Below are 18,073 nucleotides of genomic sequence, written 5' to 3'. Positions count from 1 at the left end.
GGCTCTCCAAGGTGCGTTTTGTTTCCTGTTGGGAGAGATACTTTCCTATGGGGAAAATCTTCTCAATCTGGAAAAAGGGCTATGCCTTTGGAGATAAGCCTTGCGCGACGGCCATTCGGGGCATGGAAGTTGCTGGTCTTAAGCTGATGTTGAGCAACCAGGACGGGGAGTTATCGAGAGTGCTGACACGACCAAAAGGCTGGCCGCTCTGGTTGGGGCCTGTGCGCCCCGAACAAGCGCGTAGCGTGCGCAGGCTGTTGGCCGGGTTGCCCTTGGGCGAGGCGCACGCTGACGGTGCCTTGTCGGTTTTCCTGGACCGTTTCGACGCATTGTTGCCCGCCGGCAAGCTCAACCTGATCCTCGGCGGCGAAGACCTGGGGCCGGCCCGGCGCGGGTTGATCGAGGGCTGCCAGGACGTGGCGGGCTGCCCCTGGCGTAACGCGACCGTGGCCGATACGCCCCAGGCGTGCGGCCCGTGCCGGGAACGGGGCGTGCACCGGCTGGTGTGCGCCTTGTCCGAGGGCCAGAAGGGGGCGTTGCTGCTCGACACGCCCCGGCGGGCCGGTGCCAGCTGGCGGCAACTCATGGAGGAGGCCGCGCAGGCGGTCGGTGTCACCGTGCGCTTGCGCAGCCACACCCTTGAGCAACAGCGCAAACAGGCGACGTCCCGGCACGGTGCCCTGGCCCGTGAGCTGCACGATTCGGTGGCGCAGCAGCTGGGTTACCTGTCGTTCCAGGCGCATGGGTTGCAGTCGCAACTGGGCGAGCCGGCGCAAGCCCGCGCCAGTCTGCAGGACCTGTGCGCGGGCTTGAGCCAACTGCAGCGCCAGGTGCGTGAGCTGATCACCAGCGCACGCCTGACCATGGACGGGCGCTCGCTGCGCCAGGCCCTGGCCGACTCCGTTGCGGAGTTCTCGCGGCGTTGCATCATCGTGTTCGAACTGGACAACCGCCTGGCCGACGATGCGTTGAACCCGGAAACCGAATTGCAGATCCTGCAGATCATTCGCGAAGCCCTGGCCAATGCGGTGCGGCATTCCCACGCGCGGCACGTACGCATTGAACTGCGCCAGACCCAGGACGGCGATGCCTCGGTGTCGGTGGAGGATGACGGCATTGGCCTGAGCCCGGCCTGCGGCGAAGACAACCATTTCGGCCTGGCAATTATTCGCGAACGTGCCGCCAGCATCGGCGCGCGGCTGAGCATTGAAGCGATCCGCCCGCACGGGGTGCGCGTGCACCTCGGCCTGCGCCGCAACCAAGACCTGCCACAGGGGAGTCTCGATGGATTGCACGACCTTATTACTGATCGATGATCACCCATTGTTTCGCAAAGGCCTGGCGCAGTTGTTCGGTGCCAGTGACGACTTCGAAGTGGTGGGGCAGGCGGCCAGTGGCCGTGAGGGCATCAACCTGGCGGTGAGCCTGACGCCGCAGCAGGTCCTGCTGGATTTGCACATGCCGGGCCTGAGCGGTTTGCAGGTGCTGGATGAACTGCGGCAATTGCGCCTCGATTGCCAGGTGGTGGTGCTGACGGCGTCGATGGACCGCGCCGAACTGCTTGCTGCCTTGCGCCTGGGCGCCAGCGGTTACGTGCTCAAGGAAACCGAGCCCGACGCCTTGCTGGCGTATATGCGCAACTGCCACAAGGGCGCGATCGTGCTGGATTCGACCCTGATTGCCCTGCTGGCCGACCAGGCCGAGCCCACGCAACACTGCGAGGCCCCGGGCAGCGACAACCTCACCGAGCGCGAAGGCCAGACCCTGGCATTGATCGCCGCCGGCATGAGCAACAAACAGATCGGCCGGGAACTGGGGATCAGCGACGGCACGGTAAAAATCTACGTGCGCAGTTTGCTGCAGAAGCTCGGCCTGCACTCGCGGCTGGAGCTGGCCGCGTGGGTGCACAGCGGCGCATTGATGAAACACGAGGAGCGCCATTAGATGAGGGAAAGCCCTGAAGCGTTTGTGCAGACGCCGCCCGTGCACCTGATGGATCGCTTCCCCGCCGCGTTGCTGGAGCTGCGGGACAATGGCCAGATCGCCCACTTCAACCTGGCCTGGGCCGAGCTGATGGGGCAACCGGGGGCGGAGCGCAATCTGCTGGATTACGTGCACCAGGAAGACCGCCCGTTATGGCGCCAGGCCTTGAATGAACTGCGCCGGCGGCCTGATACGTCATTCAACCAGCGCCTGCGTTTTGTGCATCCTTGCGGCGAGTTACGCTGGTTCGAGGTGAGCCTCAAGCGCGGCCCGCAAGGGTTCTACCTGGCGGCCGGGGATGTGACTGCGCACAAGCGCCGCGAAATTGCCTTGCAGGCCAGCCAGCGCAGCAGCATGAGTTTGCTCGACAGCATGCCGGGGCTGATCTATCGCGGGCGCAACAACCGCGACTGGACCATGGAGTTTGTCAGTGCCGGGTGCCTGCAATTGACCGGTTATCCCGCCGAGCGGCTGGTGGACAACCATGAGTTCACCTACAACAGCCTGATCCTGGCGCAGTACGCCGACTACGTCTGGCGCGAAGTGCAATATGCGTTGTCGCGGCGGGAGCCGTTCGAACTCAATTATCAGATTCGCTGCGCCGATCAGTCGATCAAGCACGTGTGGGAGAAGGGCGTGGGGATCTATGCCGATACCCGCGAGGTGCTGGGGATCGAGGGGGCGATTTTCGAACGCAAAACCTGACGGGTAAAACACAATTAAAAATGTGGGAGCGGGCTTGCCCGCGAAAGCGGTGGATCAGCCAATGCATCTATTGACTGTCACACCGCATTCGCGAGCAAGCCCGCTCCCACGGGGGCGACTCAATGCGCCCCGGCCGCCTTGTTCAGATCACTCTCCGCCCACTGCGTATACACACACGCATCCGCCGTGGCCCAGCGCACCCGCACCGGGTCGCCGGCCTTGAGCGGCATGCCCGCGGCGGACAACGCCTTGACCGTCATCGAAGTGCCGCCCAGGGTTTTCACGCTGCAGGTCTGGCTTTCGCCGAGGAACAGCACTTCGCCCACGATCGCCGACACTTCATTCCAGCCCGCCGCCAACGGTTGCCCGGCGGCCTGCTCGACGCTCAGCGCCAGGGCTTTTTCCGGGCGCACCATCAGCAGCACGTCCTGGTCGATGTGCAGCCCGGTGGTCAGGCGGATCGACAGGGATTGGCCTTCGAACGCGCCGACGGCGTTGCCCTGGGCCTTGAGCTTGAGGAAGTTCGAGTTGCCGAGGAACGAGGCGACAAATGCGTTCGGCGGGTTCTGGTACAGGTCGAAACCGCTGCCCAGGCCGACGATCTTGCCGTGGCTGAAAATCGCAATGCGCTGGGACAGGCGCATGGCTTCTTCCTGGTCGTGGGTCACGTAGACGATGGTGATGCCCAGACGCCGATGCAACTGGCGCAGTTCGTCCTGCAAGTCTTCCCGCAGTTTCTTGTCGAGGGCGCCGAGGGGTTCGTCCATCAGCAGGATGCGCGGTTCATACACCAGCGCCCGGGCGATGGCGACGCGCTGTTGCTGGCCGCCGGAGAGTTGCGAAGGTCGGCGATGGGCAAACGCTTCCAGTTGCACCAGCTTGAGCATCGCGTCGACGCGCTTCTCGCGCTCGGCACTCGCCAGTTTGCGAATCGCCAGGGGGAAGGCGATGTTGTCGCGCACCGACAAGTGCGGGAACAGCGAGTAGCGCTGGAACACCATGCCGATGTCGCGCTTGTGGGGCGGCACATTGACCAGGGATTGGTTGCCCACCAGGATCTCGCCGCTGCTCGGTGTTTCAAAGCCGGCGAGCATCGACAGCGTGGTGCTTTTGCCCGAGCCGCTGGAGCCGAGGAAGGTGAGGAACTCGCCGTCCTGGATGTCCAGGGAGATGTTGTCCACGGCGGCAAACTCGCCGTAGTACTTGTTCAGGTTGCGCAGGCTTACCAGGGGTTGCTCGTTGCCTTGCGCGGACGCTTTGATCACTGCACTCATGTTCTTCTCCAGGGCTCAGGGCCGGGTTTCTGTGCGCCGGCGAACGGCGGCGGCAATCACCATGACCAACACCGAGAGGCCGATCAGCAACGTCGACGCGACGGCGATCACAGGCGTCAGGTCCTGGCGCAGGGTGGTCCACATTTTCACGGGAAGGGTTTGCAGGGTCGGGCTGGCCATCATCACGCTGAGCACCACTTCGTCCCACGAGACGAGAAAGGCGAACAGCGCACCCGCCACCATGCCCGGGCGAATCGCCGGGAAGGTCACCTTGAATACGGCTTGCAAGCGCGAGGCGCCGCAGATCACGGCGGCGTCTTCAATTGACTGATCGAACAGCTTCAGCGAGTTGATGATCGAGATGATGGTGAACGGCAACGCGACAATCACGTGGCTGACCACAAAGGCGAACATCGTCCCGGTGTAGCCGAGCTTGAGGAACAGCGCGTACACCGCCACCGCGATGATCACCAGCGGCACGATCATCGGCAGGGTGAACAGGCCGTAGAGCAATTCGCGGCCCGGAAAGCGCCCGCGCACCAGGGCGAATGCCGTAGGCAGGCCCAGCGCCACGGCGAACACCGTGGTCAGTACCGCGACCTTGAGGCTGGCCACGGCGGCGTTCATCCAGTCGGGGTTGGAGAAGAACTGGCCGTACCATTTCAGCGTCCAGCCGGGCGGCGGGAACACCAGCCATTGTGAGGAGCCGAACGACAGCAGCACGATGAACACGATCGGCAACAGCAGGAACAGGCCAATCACGCCGGTGGTGGTGTACAGGCCCAAGCGCATCCTGCGGCTCATGGCATTGGGAGTCAGGAGCATGACGGCTTACCTCGCGTTGCTGGCGCCAACCGGGGATTCCGGCTGAAGCTTCAGGTAGAAGTAGAACAACACCAGCGTGATGAAGATCAGCAACGCGGCGCCGGCACTCGCCAGGCCCCAATTGAGGAACGACTGCACCTGCTGAATGATGAACTCCGGCAGCATCATGTTCTGCGCACCGCCGAGCAGCGCCGGGGTGACGTAGTAACCGAGGGACATCACAAACACCATCAGCCCGCCGGAAAACAGCCCCGGCCGGCACAACGGCAGGAACACCCGGAAGAAGTTGGTCCAGGGGCTGGCGCCGCAGATGGAGCCGGCCTGCAGGATCATCGGGTCGATGGCCTGCATGGTCGCCTGCAACGGCAGCACGATAAACGGGATCATGATGTAGCTCATGCCGATCACCACGCCGGTCAGGTTGTGCACCATCTCCAGGGGTTGATCGATGATGCCCATCGCCATCAGCGCCTTGTTGATCACGCCTGAAGCCTGCAACAGCACCAGCCAGGAATAGGTCCGGGCGAGCAGGCTGGTCCACATCGACAGCAGCACGATGTTCAGGATCCAGCGCCCCCAGCCGCGGGGCACCAGGGTGATGGCCCACGCCAGGGGAAAGCCCAGCAACAGGCTGAACAGGGTCACCAGGCCCGCCACTGAAAAGGTGTTGAGCAACACCCGCGCATAGGCCGAGTTGGCGAACAGCTGTTCATAGTTGCCAAGCCCCGGCACCGGCTCCAGCACGCCGCGCAGCAGCAGGCCGATCAGTGGTGCCAGAAAGAACAGGCCGAGGAACAACAGGGCCGGGATCAGGTTGCTGGAACCGCGCCAGCGCTGCGCCAGGGACGGCGCTACGACTTTACCGCCAGCCTTGCCGGCGGCGCCCAGGGCGCTCCCGGCGGGCGTGGTTGCGGTCATTTTCATTTGACTAGCCATTCATTCCACCGTGTCGCAATGGCCGGACCGTTCTTGGCCCAGTAGGCGAAATCGAGGGTGATCTGGTCCTTGGCATACGCCGTCGGCAGGTTAGGTGCCAGGACTGAATCCAGGCGCTGCACGCTGTCGATATTCACCGGTGCATAGGCGGTCAGGTTGGAGAAATCCGCCTGGCCTTTGGCGCTGCTGGCGCTGGCCAGGAACTTCATGGCCGCCGCCTTGTTTTTCGAACCTTTGGGCACGACCAGGATGTCGGCCATCACCAGGTTCTGCTTCCAGCTTACGCCCACGGGCGCGCCGTCTTCCTGCAGGGCGTGAACGCGCCCGTTCCAGAACTGGCCCATGCTGACTTCGCCGGAGGCCAGCAGCTGTTGCGACTGGGCACCGCCGCCCCACCAGACGATGTCTTTCTTGATGGTGTCGAGTTTCTTGAAGGCGCGGTCCAGGTCCAGCGGGTACAGCTTGTCGGCGGGTACGCCGTCGGCCAGCAGGGCCAGTTCAAGCACGCCAGGGCTTGGCCATTTGTAGAGTGCGCGTTTGCCAGGGTAGGTCTTGGTGTCGAACAGGGCGGACCAATCCTGGGGTTTGCCGGCGCCGAGCTTGCCTTCGTTGTAGCCCAGTACGAAGGAGAAGAAGAATGAACCCACTCCGTGGTCGGAGACGAAGCGCGGGTCGATCTTGTCGCGCTGGATCACCGAGAAATCCAGGGGTTCGAGCAAGCCTTCGGCGGCGGCGCGCAAGGCGAAGTCGGCTTCGACGTCCACCACGTCCCACTGCACGTTACCGCTTTCGACCATGGCCTTGAGTTTGCCGTAGTCGGTGGGGCCATCCTGGACCACGGTGATGCCGCTGGCCTTGCTGAACGGGTCGGCCCAGGCCTGTTTCTGCGCGTCCTGGGTGCTACCGCCCCAGCTCACGAAATTGACGCTTTCGGCCGCCAGGGCCGCATGAGTGGCCGTGGCCAATAAGCCCGCGAACAGCACTGCGGTGACACGTTTGTTCAACACCATTTTCACGCCCTCATTTGTTTTGTTATTGAGCGGGCTTGGTAGTGCCCGCCTATCGGGAGCAGTAGGTCCAGCAGGGCCTCTAATCGAGGCCCCGGAAGGCGACCGTGCCAAGGGCTTTTATGGGTGCTTTCCCTGGCGGGTGCACTTGGCAGAAACGTTCGGTCTATGGGATGTCATATTATGGTATTCCAAACTTTGTGCAAGCATTTTGCCTTACCGGTTATCCGTCATTCGGTGAACGCAATGCTCTCCACCACCTCAAGGTCGTAGCCGGTCAAACCGGCATATTTAAGGGGCGGGCCGAGGTGGCGCAGTTTGCCGACCCCGAGGTCCTGCAAGATCTGCGCCCCGGTGCCTACTTCAGAATAGATGCGCGATTGGGAACGGTTGAATTGCCGGGGCGCCTGGGTCAGTTGCGGCACGCGCTCGAGCAATGCCTGGGATGACTCATGGTTGGCCAGCACCACCACCACGCCGCAGCCTTCGGCGGCCACTCGCTGCAAGGCGGCCCACAAGGTCCAGTTGGACGGGCCGCTGTATTCGGCGCCCACCAGGTCGCGCAGCGGGTCGATCACATGCACCCGTACCAGCGCCGGTTCGTCACGACGCAACTGGCCCATGACCATTGCCATGTGCACGCCGCCGTCGATGCGGTCTTCGAAAGTGATCAGGCGGAACGTGCCGTGCACCGTCGGCAGGTCGCGTTCGCCAATGCGCACCACGGTGCGCTCGGTGCTCAGGCGGTAGTGAATCAGGTCGGCGATGGTGCCGATCTTGATCCCGTGCGTGCGGGCGAATACTTCCAGATCGGGCCGGCGGGCCATGGTGCCGTCATCGTTCATCACTTCGACGATGACCGAGGCCGGCGTGTGCCCCGCCAGGCGCGCCAGGTCGCAACCGGCTTCGGTGTGGCCGGCGCGGGTCAGTACCCCGCCGTCCCTGGCGCGCAGCGGGAAGATGTGCCCCGGTTGCACAATGTCGGCCGGCCCGGCACTCATGTCCACGGCAGCGGCCACGGTGCGCGCGCGGTCGGCGGCGGAGATTCCGGTGGTCACGCCGACGGCCGCTTCGATGGACACGGTAAACGCGGTACTGAACACGCTGCCGTTGCTCGGCACCATCTGTTCCAGGCCGAGGCGCTGGCAATGTTCATCGGTGAGCGTCAGGCAAATCAGGCCCCGGGCTTCGCGGGCCATGAAGCTGATCGCCTCGGCGGTGCAGCAGTCGGCAGGCAGCAACAGGTCGCCTTCGTTTTCCCGATCTTCGTCGTCCACCAGGAGTACCATTTTGCCCTGGCGGTAGTCTTCGATGATTTCTGCGATGCTGTTGAAGGTCATGTAACGTGCTCGGGTTGTTGGTTGTATGTATTATGGTATACCACAAAACTTAACGTAGAGGATGTCACGATGAAGGCCTACTGGATTGCCCATGTGGATGTGGCGGATGCCGAGCAATACACGCAGTACACCCAGCGCGCACCGGCGGCGTTTGCGAAGTTTGGCGGGCGATTTCTGGCCAGGGGCGGGCGCAGCGCCGCGATGGAAGGCGGGCCGGCAACGCAGCGCAATGTGGTGATCGAATTCGACAGCTACGACCAGGCGGTGGCGTGCTACGAGTCCGAGGAATATCAGGAGGCGAAGGCGCACCGTGAGGGCGTGGCCCAGGCGCAGATCATCATTGTGGAAGGCTTGGCGCTCTGACGCGCATCAGCGGATAAAGTGAATCCTGCCGCTGTCGTCGTTGCCGATGTAAATGCCGTAGACCCCGGCCTGGCGTTCCTCGATATAGCGTTCGAGGATCTGCCGGATCGCCGGGTAGTAGATGCTGTCCCAGGGAATGTCCTCGGGCGCGAAGAATTGGTAGTCCAGGGTTTCCGGCCCGAACTGGCCGGTAATCTCCAGCGCAATGGCGCGAAAGATGATGTACACCTCGCTGATCTTCGGCACGCTGAAGATCGAGTAGGGCGAAACAATCTCCGCACGCACGCCGCTTTCTTCCCAGACTTCCCGCAGTGCCGCCTGTTCCGTGGTTTCGCCACCTTCCATAAAGCCTGCCGGCAACGTCCAGGTGCCCGGGCGTGGCGGGATTGCCCGTTGGCACAGCAGGTACTTGCCGTCCTGCTCGATGATGCAGCCGGCGATGATCTTCGGATTGACGTAGTGGATATAGCCGCAGCCGCGGCACATCAGGCGTTCATGGGTATCGCCCGGCGGCAGCTGGTGACCCAGGTCACTGCCGCCGCATTTCGGGCAAAAGCCAGGGGTGAACATGGTCAGTGACCTATGCGGGGTTCTTTGAGCGCGATGGGCAGGGTGATCTCGGGGATCTTGCCGGTCTCTTCCTGCTTGCGCTTGAGGTAGTCCAGGGCAACGGCGGCGGCGGCGCGCACATGGTCGACGCAGGCCTGGTGAGCCGCGAGCGGGTCGCCGCTCTTGATCGCCTGCACCATGCGCTCCATTTCCTGGTTGCTGGTACCGCGACGGTTTTCCTGGGACACCGACGTGGCCCGCAGGTAGCTGATACGCGCCTGCAACTGACGCAACTGGGTGGCGGCAACATGGTTGCCGGAGCCCACCAGCAGCACGTCGTAGAAACCCTGTACCGAGTCGATGACCTGTTGCAGTTCACCGTCCTTGAGGGCCTTGCGGTTTTCCTCGAGGGCTTTTTCCAGGGCCTTGATGTCCTTGGCCTTGGCGCGCAGGGTGAACAACTGCACGATCAAGCCTTCGAGCACGCAGCGCAGTTCATAGATATCGACGGCATCGGCCAGGGTAATGATTGCGACTTGCGGGCCCTTGGCGTCGGCGAACTCCACCAGGCCTTCGGACTCCAGGTGACGCAAGGCTTCGCGCACCGAGGTGCGGCTGACGCCGAGGCGGTCGCACAGGTCGCGCTCCACCAGGCGGTCGCCCGGCAACAGCTGGAAGTTCATGATGGCGCTGCGCAGTTTTTCCAGCACGATTTCGCGCAGGGTGACCGGGTTGTGATTGACCTTGAAGCTGTCGTCGAGTGGCAGGCGTTTCATGGGGTCTGCTCTGAATGGGGCGGTTAACTGGAGGCCTCGGCACCGGCTTTGGCGAAGGCTTCAGGGGCCAGCCGGGCCGATTGAGGGCCAAAATCTTCGGCAAGTTTATCACGCTGTGTTCTTTAAGCGACAAACCCTCACGGCCCCACAAATGGCCCCGGCAGCCGCCTCACGCCAGGGTAGGCAACGGGCCCAGCTTGCCTTTGTGGTAGATCATCGGCGTCACCGGCTGGTCGGGCAGAATCAGGTTTTTCACCGCGCCCACAATGATCGCGTGGTCACCGCCGTCGTATTCGCGCCACAACTCGCACTCGATGATCGCCGTGGCCTTGGCCAGCAGCGGGTTGCCCAGGTCGCTGAGGTGCCACTCGATACCCTTGGCTTTTTCCTTGCCTTTGCTGGCAAACGCATAGGCCTCGGCAGTCTGGTCGGCGGACAGCAGGTGAATCGCAAAGCGCTTGCTGTCCCGCAGGATCGGGTAGGTGTCCGACGCATAGTTGGGGCAGAACAGCACCAGGGCCGGGTCAATCGACAGCGCGCTGAACGCACTGGCGGTGATGCCGACGATGCCGCCTTCCGGGTCCAGGGTGGTCACCACCGTGACGCCGGAGGGAAACGAGCTCATCACGTCTTTGTAAATGCCGGGTTCGATCATGGTTGTGGTCTCTTAGCGCATCACGAAAGGATCAGGCATCGGCGCCTGGGAAAGGTTGATCCACACCGTCTTCAGCTCGGTGTAGGCCAGCACCGAATCGATGCCGCTTTCGCGTCCATAGCCACTGTTCTTGAAGCCGCCGATGGGCGCCATGGCCGATACGGCGCGGTAGGTGTTGACCCAGATGATGCCCGAGCGCACATCCCGCGCCAGCCGGTGGGCGCGGCCCAGGTCGCGGGTCCAGATACCGGCGGCCAGGCCGAACTGCGAGTCGTTGGCGATGGCCAGGGCTTCGGCTTCGTCCTTGAAGCGAATGACCGACGCCACCGGGCCAAACACTTCTTCCTGCATGATCTTCATCGAATTGCGGTCGCACTCGAACAAGGTCGGCTCGTAGAACCAGCCTTCGCCGAGGTTCTGCGGGCGTTTGCCGCCGGTGCGCAGGCGCGCGCCTTCAGCGATGGCATCCGCCACCAGGCCTTCGACCACGGCCAGTTGCTGTGCGGTGGCCATGGGGCCCATCTCGCTGGCGTCGTCTTGAGGGTTACCGATGCGAATGCGTTGGGCGCGCGCCACCAGGCGCTCGACGAATTCGTCGTAGATTTCATCCTGCACCAGCAAGCGCGAGCCGGAGACGCAGCTCTGCCCGGAGGCGGCATAGATGCCGGCGATGGCGCCGTTGATGGCGCTGTCGAGGTCGGCGTCGGCAAAGATGATGTTCGGTGATTTGCCGCCCAGTTCCAGGGACAGCTTGGCGAAGTTCTCGGCGCTGCTGCGCACCACATGCCGTGCCGTGGCGGCGCCGCCGGTGAAGGCGATCTTGCGTACCAGCGGGTGGCGGGTGAGGGCGGCGCCGGTGCTCGGGCCGTAGCCGGTCACGACGTTGACCACACCCGGCGGGATGCCGGCTTGCAGCGCCAGGCGCGCCAGTTCAAGGATGGTCGCCGAGGCGTGCTCCGACGGTTTGATCACAATGGTGTTGCCTGCCGCCAGGGCGGGCGCGAGTTTGATCGCGGTCAGGTACAGCGGGCTGTTCCATGGAATGATCGCGGCAACCACGCCCATGGCTTCGTGCACGGTGTAGGCAAACAGGTCGGGCTTGTCCAGCGGCAGGGTGCCGCCTTCGAGCTTGTCGGCCAGGCCTGCGGTGTAGTGGAAAAACTCCGGCAGGTAACTGACCTGGCCGCGGGTTTCACGGATCAGCTTGCCGTTGTCGCGGCTTTCGAGCTGGGCCAGTTGCTCTTTGTTCTCGGCAATCAGGTCGCCCAGGCGGCGTAACAGCTTGCCCCGCGCGGTGGCGGTCAGGCCGCGCCAGGCCGGGCTTTCGAAGGCGCTTTGGGCGGCGCTCACGGCGCGCTCCACGTCAGTCTCGTCAGCATCGGGCAACTGCGCCCAGGGCTCGGCCAGCGCCGGGTTCAGGCTGTCGAAGGTCTTGCCGGACAGGGCGTCAACCCATTCGCCGCCGATGCACATCTGGAAGCGTTCAAGTGTCATGCCACGATCCCCTTTATCGGGTGTTGTTGGGAGTGTGCCGTTTCGAGGAAGTCCAGCAACAGCTGGTTGACCAGACGCGGCGATTCGACAGGCATCATATGCCGTTGCTCGGGCAAAACGGCCACGGTCGCACCGGGAATGCGCTCGGCCAGTTGCCGGGCCATTTGCGGTGTCGAGCCGGGGTCCAGCTCGCCGGTGGCCACCAGCGTCGGCGCCTTGATGCTGCCCAGGTCGTCGGCGCGGTACATGTCCTGGGTGGCGAACAATTCATAGGTGGTCAGGTAACCCTGAGGGTCATTGCCCGCGAGGGTCTGGCGCAACGCGGCAATCTGCGCCGGGTTGGCGGCCTGGTATTCACGGCTGAACCAGCGCGACAGGGCGGCTTCGGCATTCGCGTCGGGCCCGTGTTCGGCGGCCTGGGCGGTGCGTGCGATCACCCCGGCGCGCTGCTCCTGGCTACGATTGAACACACTATTGAGCACCACCAGGCTTTGCAGGCGCTCCGGGTAGTGCAGGGCAAAGGCGCGAGCCACCAGGCCGCCCATGGAAAACCCGATCACCGTCGCCTGGGGCAATTGCAGGTGATCGAGCAGTTCCAGCAGTTGGTCGGCGTAGCCCAGCAGCGGCGTACCGCTCTGCGGGCGCGGGCTGGCGCCATGGCCAAGCATGTCATAGGCAATGACGCGGTACCGGGTGGCGAGGCCGACCACCTGGCCGCCCCACATTTCTTTATTCAGGCCCACGCCGTGGATCAAAACCACAGGCTGGCCTTGGCCGGTCGCCAGGTAACTGGTGCCAGCCGGGGTACGTTCAGCGGTGAGCCGAATCATGGAGCGCTCCTGCATGCCTTTTTGTTTGAGTGACGGGTCTTGCTTACTGGGCTTTTTCAGCCGCCAGCTCTTCCAGGTCGATGTAGCGATTGCCGATGCGCGGGTGCAGGCGACCGCCGTCGGCACAGCCCAGGACCACGACGATTTCATCGGCGCGGGGCGCGTCTTCAATCTTCATTTCCAGGGTGATGTAGTGCGAGCGCAGGCCTTCGTCGTCCTTGTGCATCATCGGGATCTGGATCGAGGTGCCCGGGCCGCCGCGCTTGTTGGTGAAGCTCAGGTAGCTTTTGGCCTTGACCGCTTCACGGTAGTGGTTGCCAAAGCGCAGGGTGTGGATGATCGCCGAGGCGTGTTCGATCTCTCCATCGGCACCCACCACGGCCGCCTTGCCGTAGGCTTCGATCTTCTCGGCGCCGCCGATGATGCCCACCAGGCGCTCGACCATCAGCGCACCCAGGTCGGAACAATTGGCGCGGATTTCCGGCTTCAGGTCTTCGACAAAACCGCGGCCCAGCCACGGGTTTTTAAGCACAACGGCCAGGCCGACCATTTTGACCGGGGTGTCCGAGGCTTTGCCGCCTTCGATAAAGGTTTCTTCTACATAGCTGACGATTTTGCGGATTTCGAAACTCATGAACGGCTCCATCTGACGCAGGTGATTTGCGTATGATGGTATACCATAATACGAGAAGCGCAATAGCGTGATGTGCGTTGCCTTGGGGCAAGCTGACAAATGGCCGGCAACGAGCCCGCCCGCGCTAGGCGGGGCAGGCTGGACAGGCGTGATGGGGTGGGGAGGCGGTGAGCACGTCACCGCCTTGTAGGCGGGGTTAGAACTTGAAGCGCCCGACCAGGCCCTTGAGCTGGCCGGAAATATCCGTCAACCGCCCGGAGCCCGTCTGTGCCGAATGAGCAAAGCCTTCAACCAGCTGGGCATCGGCATGGATCTGCGCGATGTGCCGGTTGATCTCTTCGGCCACCTGATGCTGTTCCTCGGCGGCCGTGGCGATCTGGGTGTTCTGGTCGCGAATCGAGTCCACCGAGCCACGGATTTTGTCGAAGCTGTCGCGGGCCTGCTGGATGCGTTCCACGCTGGTGTGGGACACCTGCAGGCTGCCTTGCATCTGCAGGGTGACTTCCTGGGTGCGGCGGGCGAGGTTGCCCAGCAGGCTGTCGATCTCGCCGGTGGAATCGGCGGTGCGGCGGGCGAGGGCGCGGACTTCGTCGGCCACCACCGCAAACCCACGGCCCTGGTCACCGGCCCGTGCGGCTTCGATGGCCGCGTTGAGGGCCAGCAGGTTGGTTTGCTCGGCAATCGAACGAATCGTGTCGAGGATGGTGTTGATGTTCTTGCTGTCCTGTTCGAGCAACTGCATGGTCTGGGTCGACTTTTGCAGGTCTTCGCTCAGCTTGAGCACGCTGCCGGTGGCTTCGCCGATGTGCTGCTGGCCATCGTGCACATCCCGATAACCTTCGTCGGCGCTCGAGGCCGCCGCGCTGCACGAACGGGCGACTTCGTTGGCGGTGGCCACCATTTCGTTGAACGCGGTGCTCACCAACTCCACGGCTTCGCGCTGACGGCCGGCGGCCTGGTTCATGTTGTGTGCGACTTCACGGGTGTCGGCCGCTGCGGTTTGCAGGTCGGATGAGGCGTTGCCGATGCGCTGCACCAACTGCGCGATCATGCTCAGGAACTGGTTGAACCAGCCCGCCAGAGTGGCGGTTTCGTCTTTGCCCTGGACCTTGAGTTGGCGGGTGAGGTCGCCTTCACCTTCGGCGATTTCCTGCAGGCCGTCGGCCACGCCACGAATCGGGCGCACGATCACCCGGGCGAAGCTGGCGCCGACAATGGCGAAGACCACCGCCAATGCCGCCGCGATGGCGACGATCAGCCAGGTCAGGCGCGTCGCGCCCGCCATCACTTCGTCACGCTTGATCAGGCCGATAAAGCGCCAGCCCAGGCCCTGGGAGTTGACCACGTTGGCCATGTACGGCACGCCGTCAATTTCCACCTGGGTCACGCCATCGCCGCGCTTGGCCAGTTCGGCGTAGCTGGGGCCCAGGTCGGCCAGGGGCTTGAAGTTGTGCTTGGCGTCGCTCGGGTCCACCAGCACGTTGCCGTTGGCTTCCACCAGCATCAGATAGCCGCTGTCGCCCAGCTTGATATTGCGCACCAGTTCGGTGAGCTGCTTGAGGGATACATCCAGGCCGACGACTCCGAGGATATTGCCGGTAGCGTCGGCGACGGTGTGCACGGTGCCGATCAGCGTCACATCGTCCGGTGCCCAGTAGTAGGCGCCGGTGCGCACGGTAGTGCCGGGCGCTGCGATGGCGGCTTTGTACCAGGGCCGCACACGCGGGTCGTAGTTGTTCAGTTTGGTGTCGTCAGGCCAACTGGCATAGCCGCCGTCGCTCAGTCCCAGGGACAGGTAGGCGGTGCTCGGATGGCTTTTGGCGAACTGGTCGAAAATCGCCAGCAGGTCTTTATTGGTCGGGGTCAGCGGGATTTGCGCGGCGTCGGCGCCGGCGTAGCTCTTGAGGTCCTTGGCCGCGACAACGCGCGGGTCCTTGGCCACATAGTCGACGTTCTGGCTGATGCCGTCGAAGAACTGCTTCATGCCATTGTCGATCTGGCGGATCTCGCGACCACTGCTGTCGAGGAAATTGGCCAAGGCCCCGTCGCGCACATTCAGTACGACGAGCACGGCCACCAGGATGACCGGCAGGCACGCGATGGCCGCAAAGGCCCAGGTCAGCTTCTGCTTGATATTCATGACTTCACCCGCGGGTATTTATAGTTTTTGGCAAGGAGAAAACAGTAGGGTCGAGCGTCGCATGTGTTGTGGTGGGGCGGTGTCAGCCATGCGTACCCCCTGTATATCGACTGCGGGGGTACGTACTTGAGGCTGGAGGGGGTGTTTAAGTGGAGCGGGGAGGCCAGCGGCCTCAGTCCTCGAATACAGGTCGTGAGGAGCGCTCGATCGCGGCCATGGCTTCGGCCTGGCTCATCAACCCGGACTCTTCCAGGATCGACAGCAGTGAGCGACCTTGCGCCACGGACTGGCGTGCCAGCTGGCTGACGCGGGCGTACCCCAGTTTCGGCACCAGCGCGGTGGCTACCGCCATCGAGTCGGTCAGGTGTTGTTCATTGCGTTGCGCATCAGCCGTTATCCCACTGACGCATTTTTCGCGGAAGCGCTGGATGCCCTGGGTCAGCAGCGCAATGCTGTCGAATACACGGGAAGCCACCAATGGCTCGTAGTGGTTGATCTCCAACTGGCCAGCCTGTACCGCCTGTGCCACCGCCACGTCGTTGCCGATGACCGCGAAGCTCAGTTGAATCATGGCCATCGGCAGCACCGGGTTGACCTTGCCGGGCATGATCGACGAGCCGGCCTGGGCTTCGGGCAGCTTCAGTTCGCCAATTCCGCCGACAGGGCCGGACGACAGCAGGGTCAGGTCCGAGGCGATCTTGGCCAGGGACGCCGAGCAGGTGCGCAGTTCGGCGGAAACCCGGGAGAACACATCCATGTTCTGCATCGCGTCGAAGGCATTCGACGGTGCCTGGTACTCAATGCCGGTGATCTGTACCAGGTGCCGGTACACCGAGGCGCGATACGCCGCCGGCGCGCCGAACCCGGTGCCGATGGCGGTGCCGCCCAGGGGCAGGGTGCGCAGTTTGTCGCGCACGCTGGCAAGCTCCGCGCCCAGTCGATAGGTGAGGTCGGCATACCCGGAAAACACCTGGCCCAGGCGCATCGGCTGGGCGTCCTGCAAGCAGGTGCGGCCCAGGTGCAGGACATCGGCAAACTGTTCGGCTTTCTGGTCGAAGCGGGTTGCCAGTTGTTCCACTTCATCGATCAGCGGGCCGAGCATCGCGTACGTGGCGATCTTCAGGGCGGCCGGGTAAACATCGTTGGTCGACTGCGAGGCGTTCACATGGTCATTGGGGTGCACCACCTCATACGAACCGGCGGCATGCCCCATCAACTGTTGGGCGCGGTTGGCAATCACCTCGTTGAAATTCATGTTGGTGGACGTGCCGCCGGAGCCTTCCAGCAGGTCGACGATCAGCGAGTCGTCGCACTGGCCGGCGATCACCTCGCCGCAGGCCTGCACAATGGCCTCGCACTGGGGCAGGGCGATGACGCCGCAGGTGTGGTTGGCCAGCGCGGCCGCCGATTTGCATTGGGCGAAGGCATCACGAAAGGCGGGGTAGTGGGCGATGGTCAACGGTGACACGCTGAGGTTGTCGAACCCGCGTACCGAGTTCACCCCATACAACTTGCCGGCCGGAATGTGCACATCACCGACGTAATCGGTTTCCAGTCGTGCAGCGGCAGAATCAAAAGTACTCACGAGCATCACCCTCATCTATTTGGATTAACGCCTCCACCCCTTTGTCCAGGGCCTTTAGCCTGGGCAGGAAGGAGTGGAGGATCACATTGCGCGCCGTTTCGCAGGCATCGGCGAAAAAGGCGCTGTATTCATCGCGTCGCGCTACCAGGTACAGCGAGCGCTCCAGCTGCAGGTCCGGGGTGAGGTGTGCGGTCACTTTGTCCACCCACGAAGAGGCCTGCAAAAAACACATCGGGCTGGTCACCGCCCATCCGATGCCCTCGGCGACCATCGAGGTCAATGCATCGGCGTTGTCCAGTTCCAGGCGGTTGGGCACCCGTACATTCAGGCTGCGCAGATGGCGTTCGATCTGCAGGCCGACCTGGGACATCCGGTTGAAACGCACCACCGGCAGCACATTGGCCAGCGCCCGTACGTCCTCGACCGTGTTGATTTCGGTGCGCAGCTGGCTGGGCGTGATCACAAAGTACTTCTCTGAAAACAGCCGGTAGCGAATCACATCGTTGGCGTCCATCAGCGGGTCGCTGGTGACGATCAGGTCCAGGTCGCGGCGCAGCAGGGATTCGCCTTGTTGCGGGCTGAGCCCGGTGCGGATCGACAGCTGCGCGACCTTGCCCAGCAATTGTTTGGTGAACACCGAGCCGCAGGTCGCTGCAAAGGAGTCCACCAGGCCAATGCGCAGGTCCGGGTTCACGCCGCGTCCGGCGTCGATCACCTGGGCCTTGAGATGGGACAGTTCCTCGCTCAACACCGAGCCCCGGTTACGCAAGGCGATGCCGAACGAAGTGAGGGCGAGCGGGCGGGTGGTGCGGTCCACCAGCACCACCCCCAGGTCCTCTTCCAGCTGGCGCACCATCTGCGAGACGCCGGACTGGGAAATGCCCATGCGCGCGGCGGCTCCCGACATGCTGCCCTCTTCGGCAACCGCGATGAATACCTGGACCGCATACATGTCGATAAGCCTGTTCGCTGACATC

General features: G+C 63.4%; 17 protein-coding genes and 2 pseudogenes. 4 read left to right on the top strand and 15 right to left on the bottom strand.

Annotation, left to right across the window (positions count from 1 at the left end; translation table 11 throughout):
• Positions 1 to 179 precede the first annotated feature (179 nt).
• The 3 genes from M2400_RS26220 to M2400_RS26210 are packed head-to-tail and all read left to right on the top strand — an operon-like array spanning position 180 to position 2,688.
• Positions 180 to 1,316 carry an ATP-binding protein gene (locus tag M2400_RS26220; protein ID WP_256390427.1) on the top strand — a complete coding sequence of 379 codons (1,137 nt, stop codon included), beginning with the start codon at positions 180 to 182 and terminating at the stop codon, positions 1,314 to 1,316.
• Positions 1,285 to 1,944 (top strand): response regulator, encoded by a 660-nt coding sequence (locus M2400_RS26215; protein WP_177046635.1) that lies wholly within the window; start codon positions 1,285 to 1,287, stop codon positions 1,942 to 1,944. The genes M2400_RS26220 and M2400_RS26215 overlap by 32 nt, the downstream gene beginning before the upstream one ends.
• A complete protein-coding gene (locus M2400_RS26210) occupies positions 1,945 to 2,688 on the top strand; it encodes a PAS domain-containing protein (RefSeq protein ID WP_177046633.1) in 744 nt (247 codons plus the stop codon).
• A gap of 119 nt (positions 2,689 to 2,807) precedes the next feature.
• Here M2400_RS26210 and M2400_RS26205 read toward each other — a convergent pair whose 3' ends face one another.
• From M2400_RS26205 to ribBA, 5 genes are all read right to left on the bottom strand, one after another.
• A complete protein-coding gene (locus M2400_RS26205) occupies positions 2,808 to 3,962 on the bottom strand; it encodes an ABC transporter ATP-binding protein (RefSeq protein WP_177046623.1) in 1,155 nt (384 codons plus the stop codon).
• Between the two features lie 15 nt (positions 3,963 to 3,977).
• The gene (locus M2400_RS26200) at positions 3,978 to 4,787 is read right to left on the bottom strand and encodes an ABC transporter permease (RefSeq protein ID WP_177046621.1); all 810 of its coding nucleotides are present in this window, start codon (positions 4,785 to 4,787) and stop codon (positions 3,978 to 3,980) included.
• Between the two features lie 6 nt (positions 4,788 to 4,793).
• On the bottom strand, positions 4,794 to 5,711 hold the full coding sequence (locus M2400_RS26195; RefSeq protein WP_177115553.1) for an ABC transporter permease: 918 nt from the start codon (positions 5,709 to 5,711) through the stop codon (positions 4,794 to 4,796).
• Positions 5,708 to 6,733: an ABC transporter substrate-binding protein gene (locus M2400_RS26190; RefSeq protein ID WP_177046617.1), complete on the bottom strand. Its 1,026-nt coding sequence runs from the start codon at positions 6,731 to 6,733 to the stop codon at positions 5,708 to 5,710. The genes M2400_RS26195 and M2400_RS26190 overlap by 4 nt, the downstream gene beginning before the upstream one ends.
• A gap of 227 nt (positions 6,734 to 6,960) precedes the next feature.
• On the bottom strand, positions 6,961 to 8,070 hold the full coding sequence (gene ribBA, locus M2400_RS26185) for a bifunctional 3,4-dihydroxy-2-butanone-4-phosphate synthase/GTP cyclohydrolase II (RefSeq protein ID WP_177046615.1): 1,110 nt from the start codon (positions 8,068 to 8,070) through the stop codon (positions 6,961 to 6,963).
• A 69-nt stretch (positions 8,071 to 8,139) separates the two neighbouring features.
• Between ribBA and M2400_RS26180 the strand changes: the two genes are divergently transcribed.
• Positions 8,140 to 8,433: a DUF1330 domain-containing protein gene (locus M2400_RS26180; RefSeq protein WP_177046614.1), complete on the top strand. Its 294-nt coding sequence runs from the start codon at positions 8,140 to 8,142 to the stop codon at positions 8,431 to 8,433.
• A 6-nt stretch (positions 8,434 to 8,439) separates the two neighbouring features.
• Here the strand turns inward: M2400_RS26180 and M2400_RS26175 are convergent, their stop codons facing one another.
• The 10 genes and pseudogenes from M2400_RS26175 to M2400_RS26135 form a co-directional block, all read right to left on the bottom strand.
• Entirely contained in the window at positions 8,440 to 9,003 is a 564-nt protein-coding gene (locus tag M2400_RS26175) for an NUDIX hydrolase (protein WP_177046612.1), read from the bottom strand.
• A 2-nt stretch (positions 9,004 to 9,005) separates the two neighbouring features.
• Complete coding sequence (locus M2400_RS26170; RefSeq protein WP_177046610.1) at positions 9,006 to 9,758, bottom strand: GntR family transcriptional regulator; 753 nt, start codon at positions 9,756 to 9,758, stop codon at positions 9,006 to 9,008.
• A gap of 169 nt (positions 9,759 to 9,927) precedes the next feature.
• Entirely contained in the window at positions 9,928 to 10,413 is a 486-nt protein-coding gene (locus M2400_RS26165; RefSeq protein ID WP_177079414.1) for a flavin reductase family protein, read from the bottom strand.
• A gap of 12 nt (positions 10,414 to 10,425) precedes the next feature.
• Positions 10,426 to 11,907 carry an aldehyde dehydrogenase gene (locus M2400_RS26160; RefSeq protein ID WP_259198970.1) on the bottom strand — a complete coding sequence of 494 codons (1,482 nt, stop codon included), beginning with the start codon at positions 11,905 to 11,907 and terminating at the stop codon, positions 10,426 to 10,428.
• Complete coding sequence (locus M2400_RS26155) at positions 11,904 to 12,737, bottom strand: alpha/beta fold hydrolase (protein WP_177046588.1); 834 nt, start codon at positions 12,735 to 12,737, stop codon at positions 11,904 to 11,906. Before M2400_RS26155 ends, M2400_RS26160 begins: the two co-directional genes overlap by 4 nt.
• Positions 12,738 to 12,780: 43 nt before the next feature.
• On the bottom strand, positions 12,781 to 13,371 hold the full coding sequence (locus M2400_RS26150) for an amino acid synthesis family protein (protein WP_177046586.1): 591 nt from the start codon (positions 13,369 to 13,371) through the stop codon (positions 12,781 to 12,783).
• A 196-nt stretch (positions 13,372 to 13,567) separates the two neighbouring features.
• Positions 13,568 to 14,104: pseudogene (locus M2400_RS33665) on the bottom strand (methyl-accepting chemotaxis protein); the annotation flags it as partial.
• Positions 14,105 to 14,431: 327 nt separating this feature from the next.
• Positions 14,432 to 15,511: pseudogene (locus M2400_RS33660) on the bottom strand (cache domain-containing protein); the annotation flags it as partial.
• 172 nt (positions 15,512 to 15,683) lie between these two features.
• The gene (locus tag M2400_RS26140; protein ID WP_259198968.1) at positions 15,684 to 17,096 is read right to left on the bottom strand and encodes an aspartate ammonia-lyase; all 1,413 of its coding nucleotides are present in this window, start codon (positions 17,094 to 17,096) and stop codon (positions 15,684 to 15,686) included.
• On the bottom strand, positions 17,083 to 18,072 hold the full coding sequence (locus tag M2400_RS26135) for a LysR family transcriptional regulator (RefSeq protein WP_177046580.1): 990 nt from the start codon (positions 18,070 to 18,072) through the stop codon (positions 17,083 to 17,085). The genes M2400_RS26140 and M2400_RS26135 overlap by 14 nt, the downstream gene beginning before the upstream one ends.
• Between the last annotated feature and the right edge of the window lies 1 nt (position 18,073).

The sequence above is a fragment of the Pseudomonas sp. BIGb0558 genome (assembly GCF_024807515.1).
Classification (GTDB): domain Bacteria; phylum Pseudomonadota; class Gammaproteobacteria; order Pseudomonadales; family Pseudomonadaceae; genus Aquipseudomonas; species Aquipseudomonas yamanorum_A.
The sequence above is the reverse complement of the archived record's forward strand: the minus strand, read 5'-3'. Positions and strand labels throughout refer to the sequence as shown.

What these genes read in the sequence shown, in the direction of transcription:
- M2400_RS26215 (WP_177046635.1), top strand. Translation starts at nt 1,285, where the DNA reads ATGGATTGCACGACCTTATTACTGATCGATGATCACCCATTGTTTCGC.
- M2400_RS26210 (WP_177046633.1), top strand. Translation starts at nt 1,945, where the DNA reads ATGAGGGAAAGCCCTGAAGCGTTTGTGCAGACGCCGCCCGTGCACCTG.
- M2400_RS26205 (WP_177046623.1), bottom strand. Translation starts at nt 3,962, where the DNA reads ATGAGTGCAGTGATCAAAGCGTCCGCGCAAGGCAACGAGCAACCCCTG.
- M2400_RS26200 (WP_177046621.1), bottom strand. Translation starts at nt 4,787, where the DNA reads ATGCTCCTGACTCCCAATGCCATGAGCCGCAGGATGCGCTTGGGCCTG.
- M2400_RS26195 (WP_177115553.1), bottom strand. Translation starts at nt 5,711, where the DNA reads ATGAAAATGACCGCAACCACGCCCGCCGGGAGCGCCCTGGGCGCCGCC.
- M2400_RS26190 (WP_177046617.1), bottom strand. Translation starts at nt 6,733, where the DNA reads ATGGTGTTGAACAAACGTGTCACCGCAGTGCTGTTCGCGGGCTTATTG.
- ribBA (WP_177046615.1), bottom strand. Translation starts at nt 8,070, where the DNA reads ATGACCTTCAACAGCATCGCAGAAATCATCGAAGACTACCGCCAGGGC.
- M2400_RS26180 (WP_177046614.1), top strand. Translation starts at nt 8,140, where the DNA reads ATGAAGGCCTACTGGATTGCCCATGTGGATGTGGCGGATGCCGAGCAA.
- M2400_RS26175 (WP_177046612.1), bottom strand. Translation starts at nt 9,003, where the DNA reads ATGTTCACCCCTGGCTTTTGCCCGAAATGCGGCGGCAGTGACCTGGGT.
- M2400_RS26170 (WP_177046610.1), bottom strand. Translation starts at nt 9,758, where the DNA reads ATGAAACGCCTGCCACTCGACGACAGCTTCAAGGTCAATCACAACCCG.
- M2400_RS26165 (WP_177079414.1), bottom strand. Translation starts at nt 10,413, where the DNA reads ATGATCGAACCCGGCATTTACAAAGACGTGATGAGCTCGTTTCCCTCC.
- M2400_RS26160 (WP_259198970.1), bottom strand. Translation starts at nt 11,907, where the DNA reads ATGACACTTGAACGCTTCCAGATGTGCATCGGCGGCGAATGGGTTGAC.
- M2400_RS26155 (WP_177046588.1), bottom strand. Translation starts at nt 12,737, where the DNA reads ATGATTCGGCTCACCGCTGAACGTACCCCGGCTGGCACCAGTTACCTG.
- M2400_RS26150 (WP_177046586.1), bottom strand. Translation starts at nt 13,371, where the DNA reads ATGAGTTTCGAAATCCGCAAAATCGTCAGCTATGTAGAAGAAACCTTT.
- M2400_RS26135 (WP_177046580.1), bottom strand. Translation starts at nt 18,072, where the DNA reads ATGTCAGCGAACAGGCTTATCGACATGTATGCGGTCCAGGTATTCATC.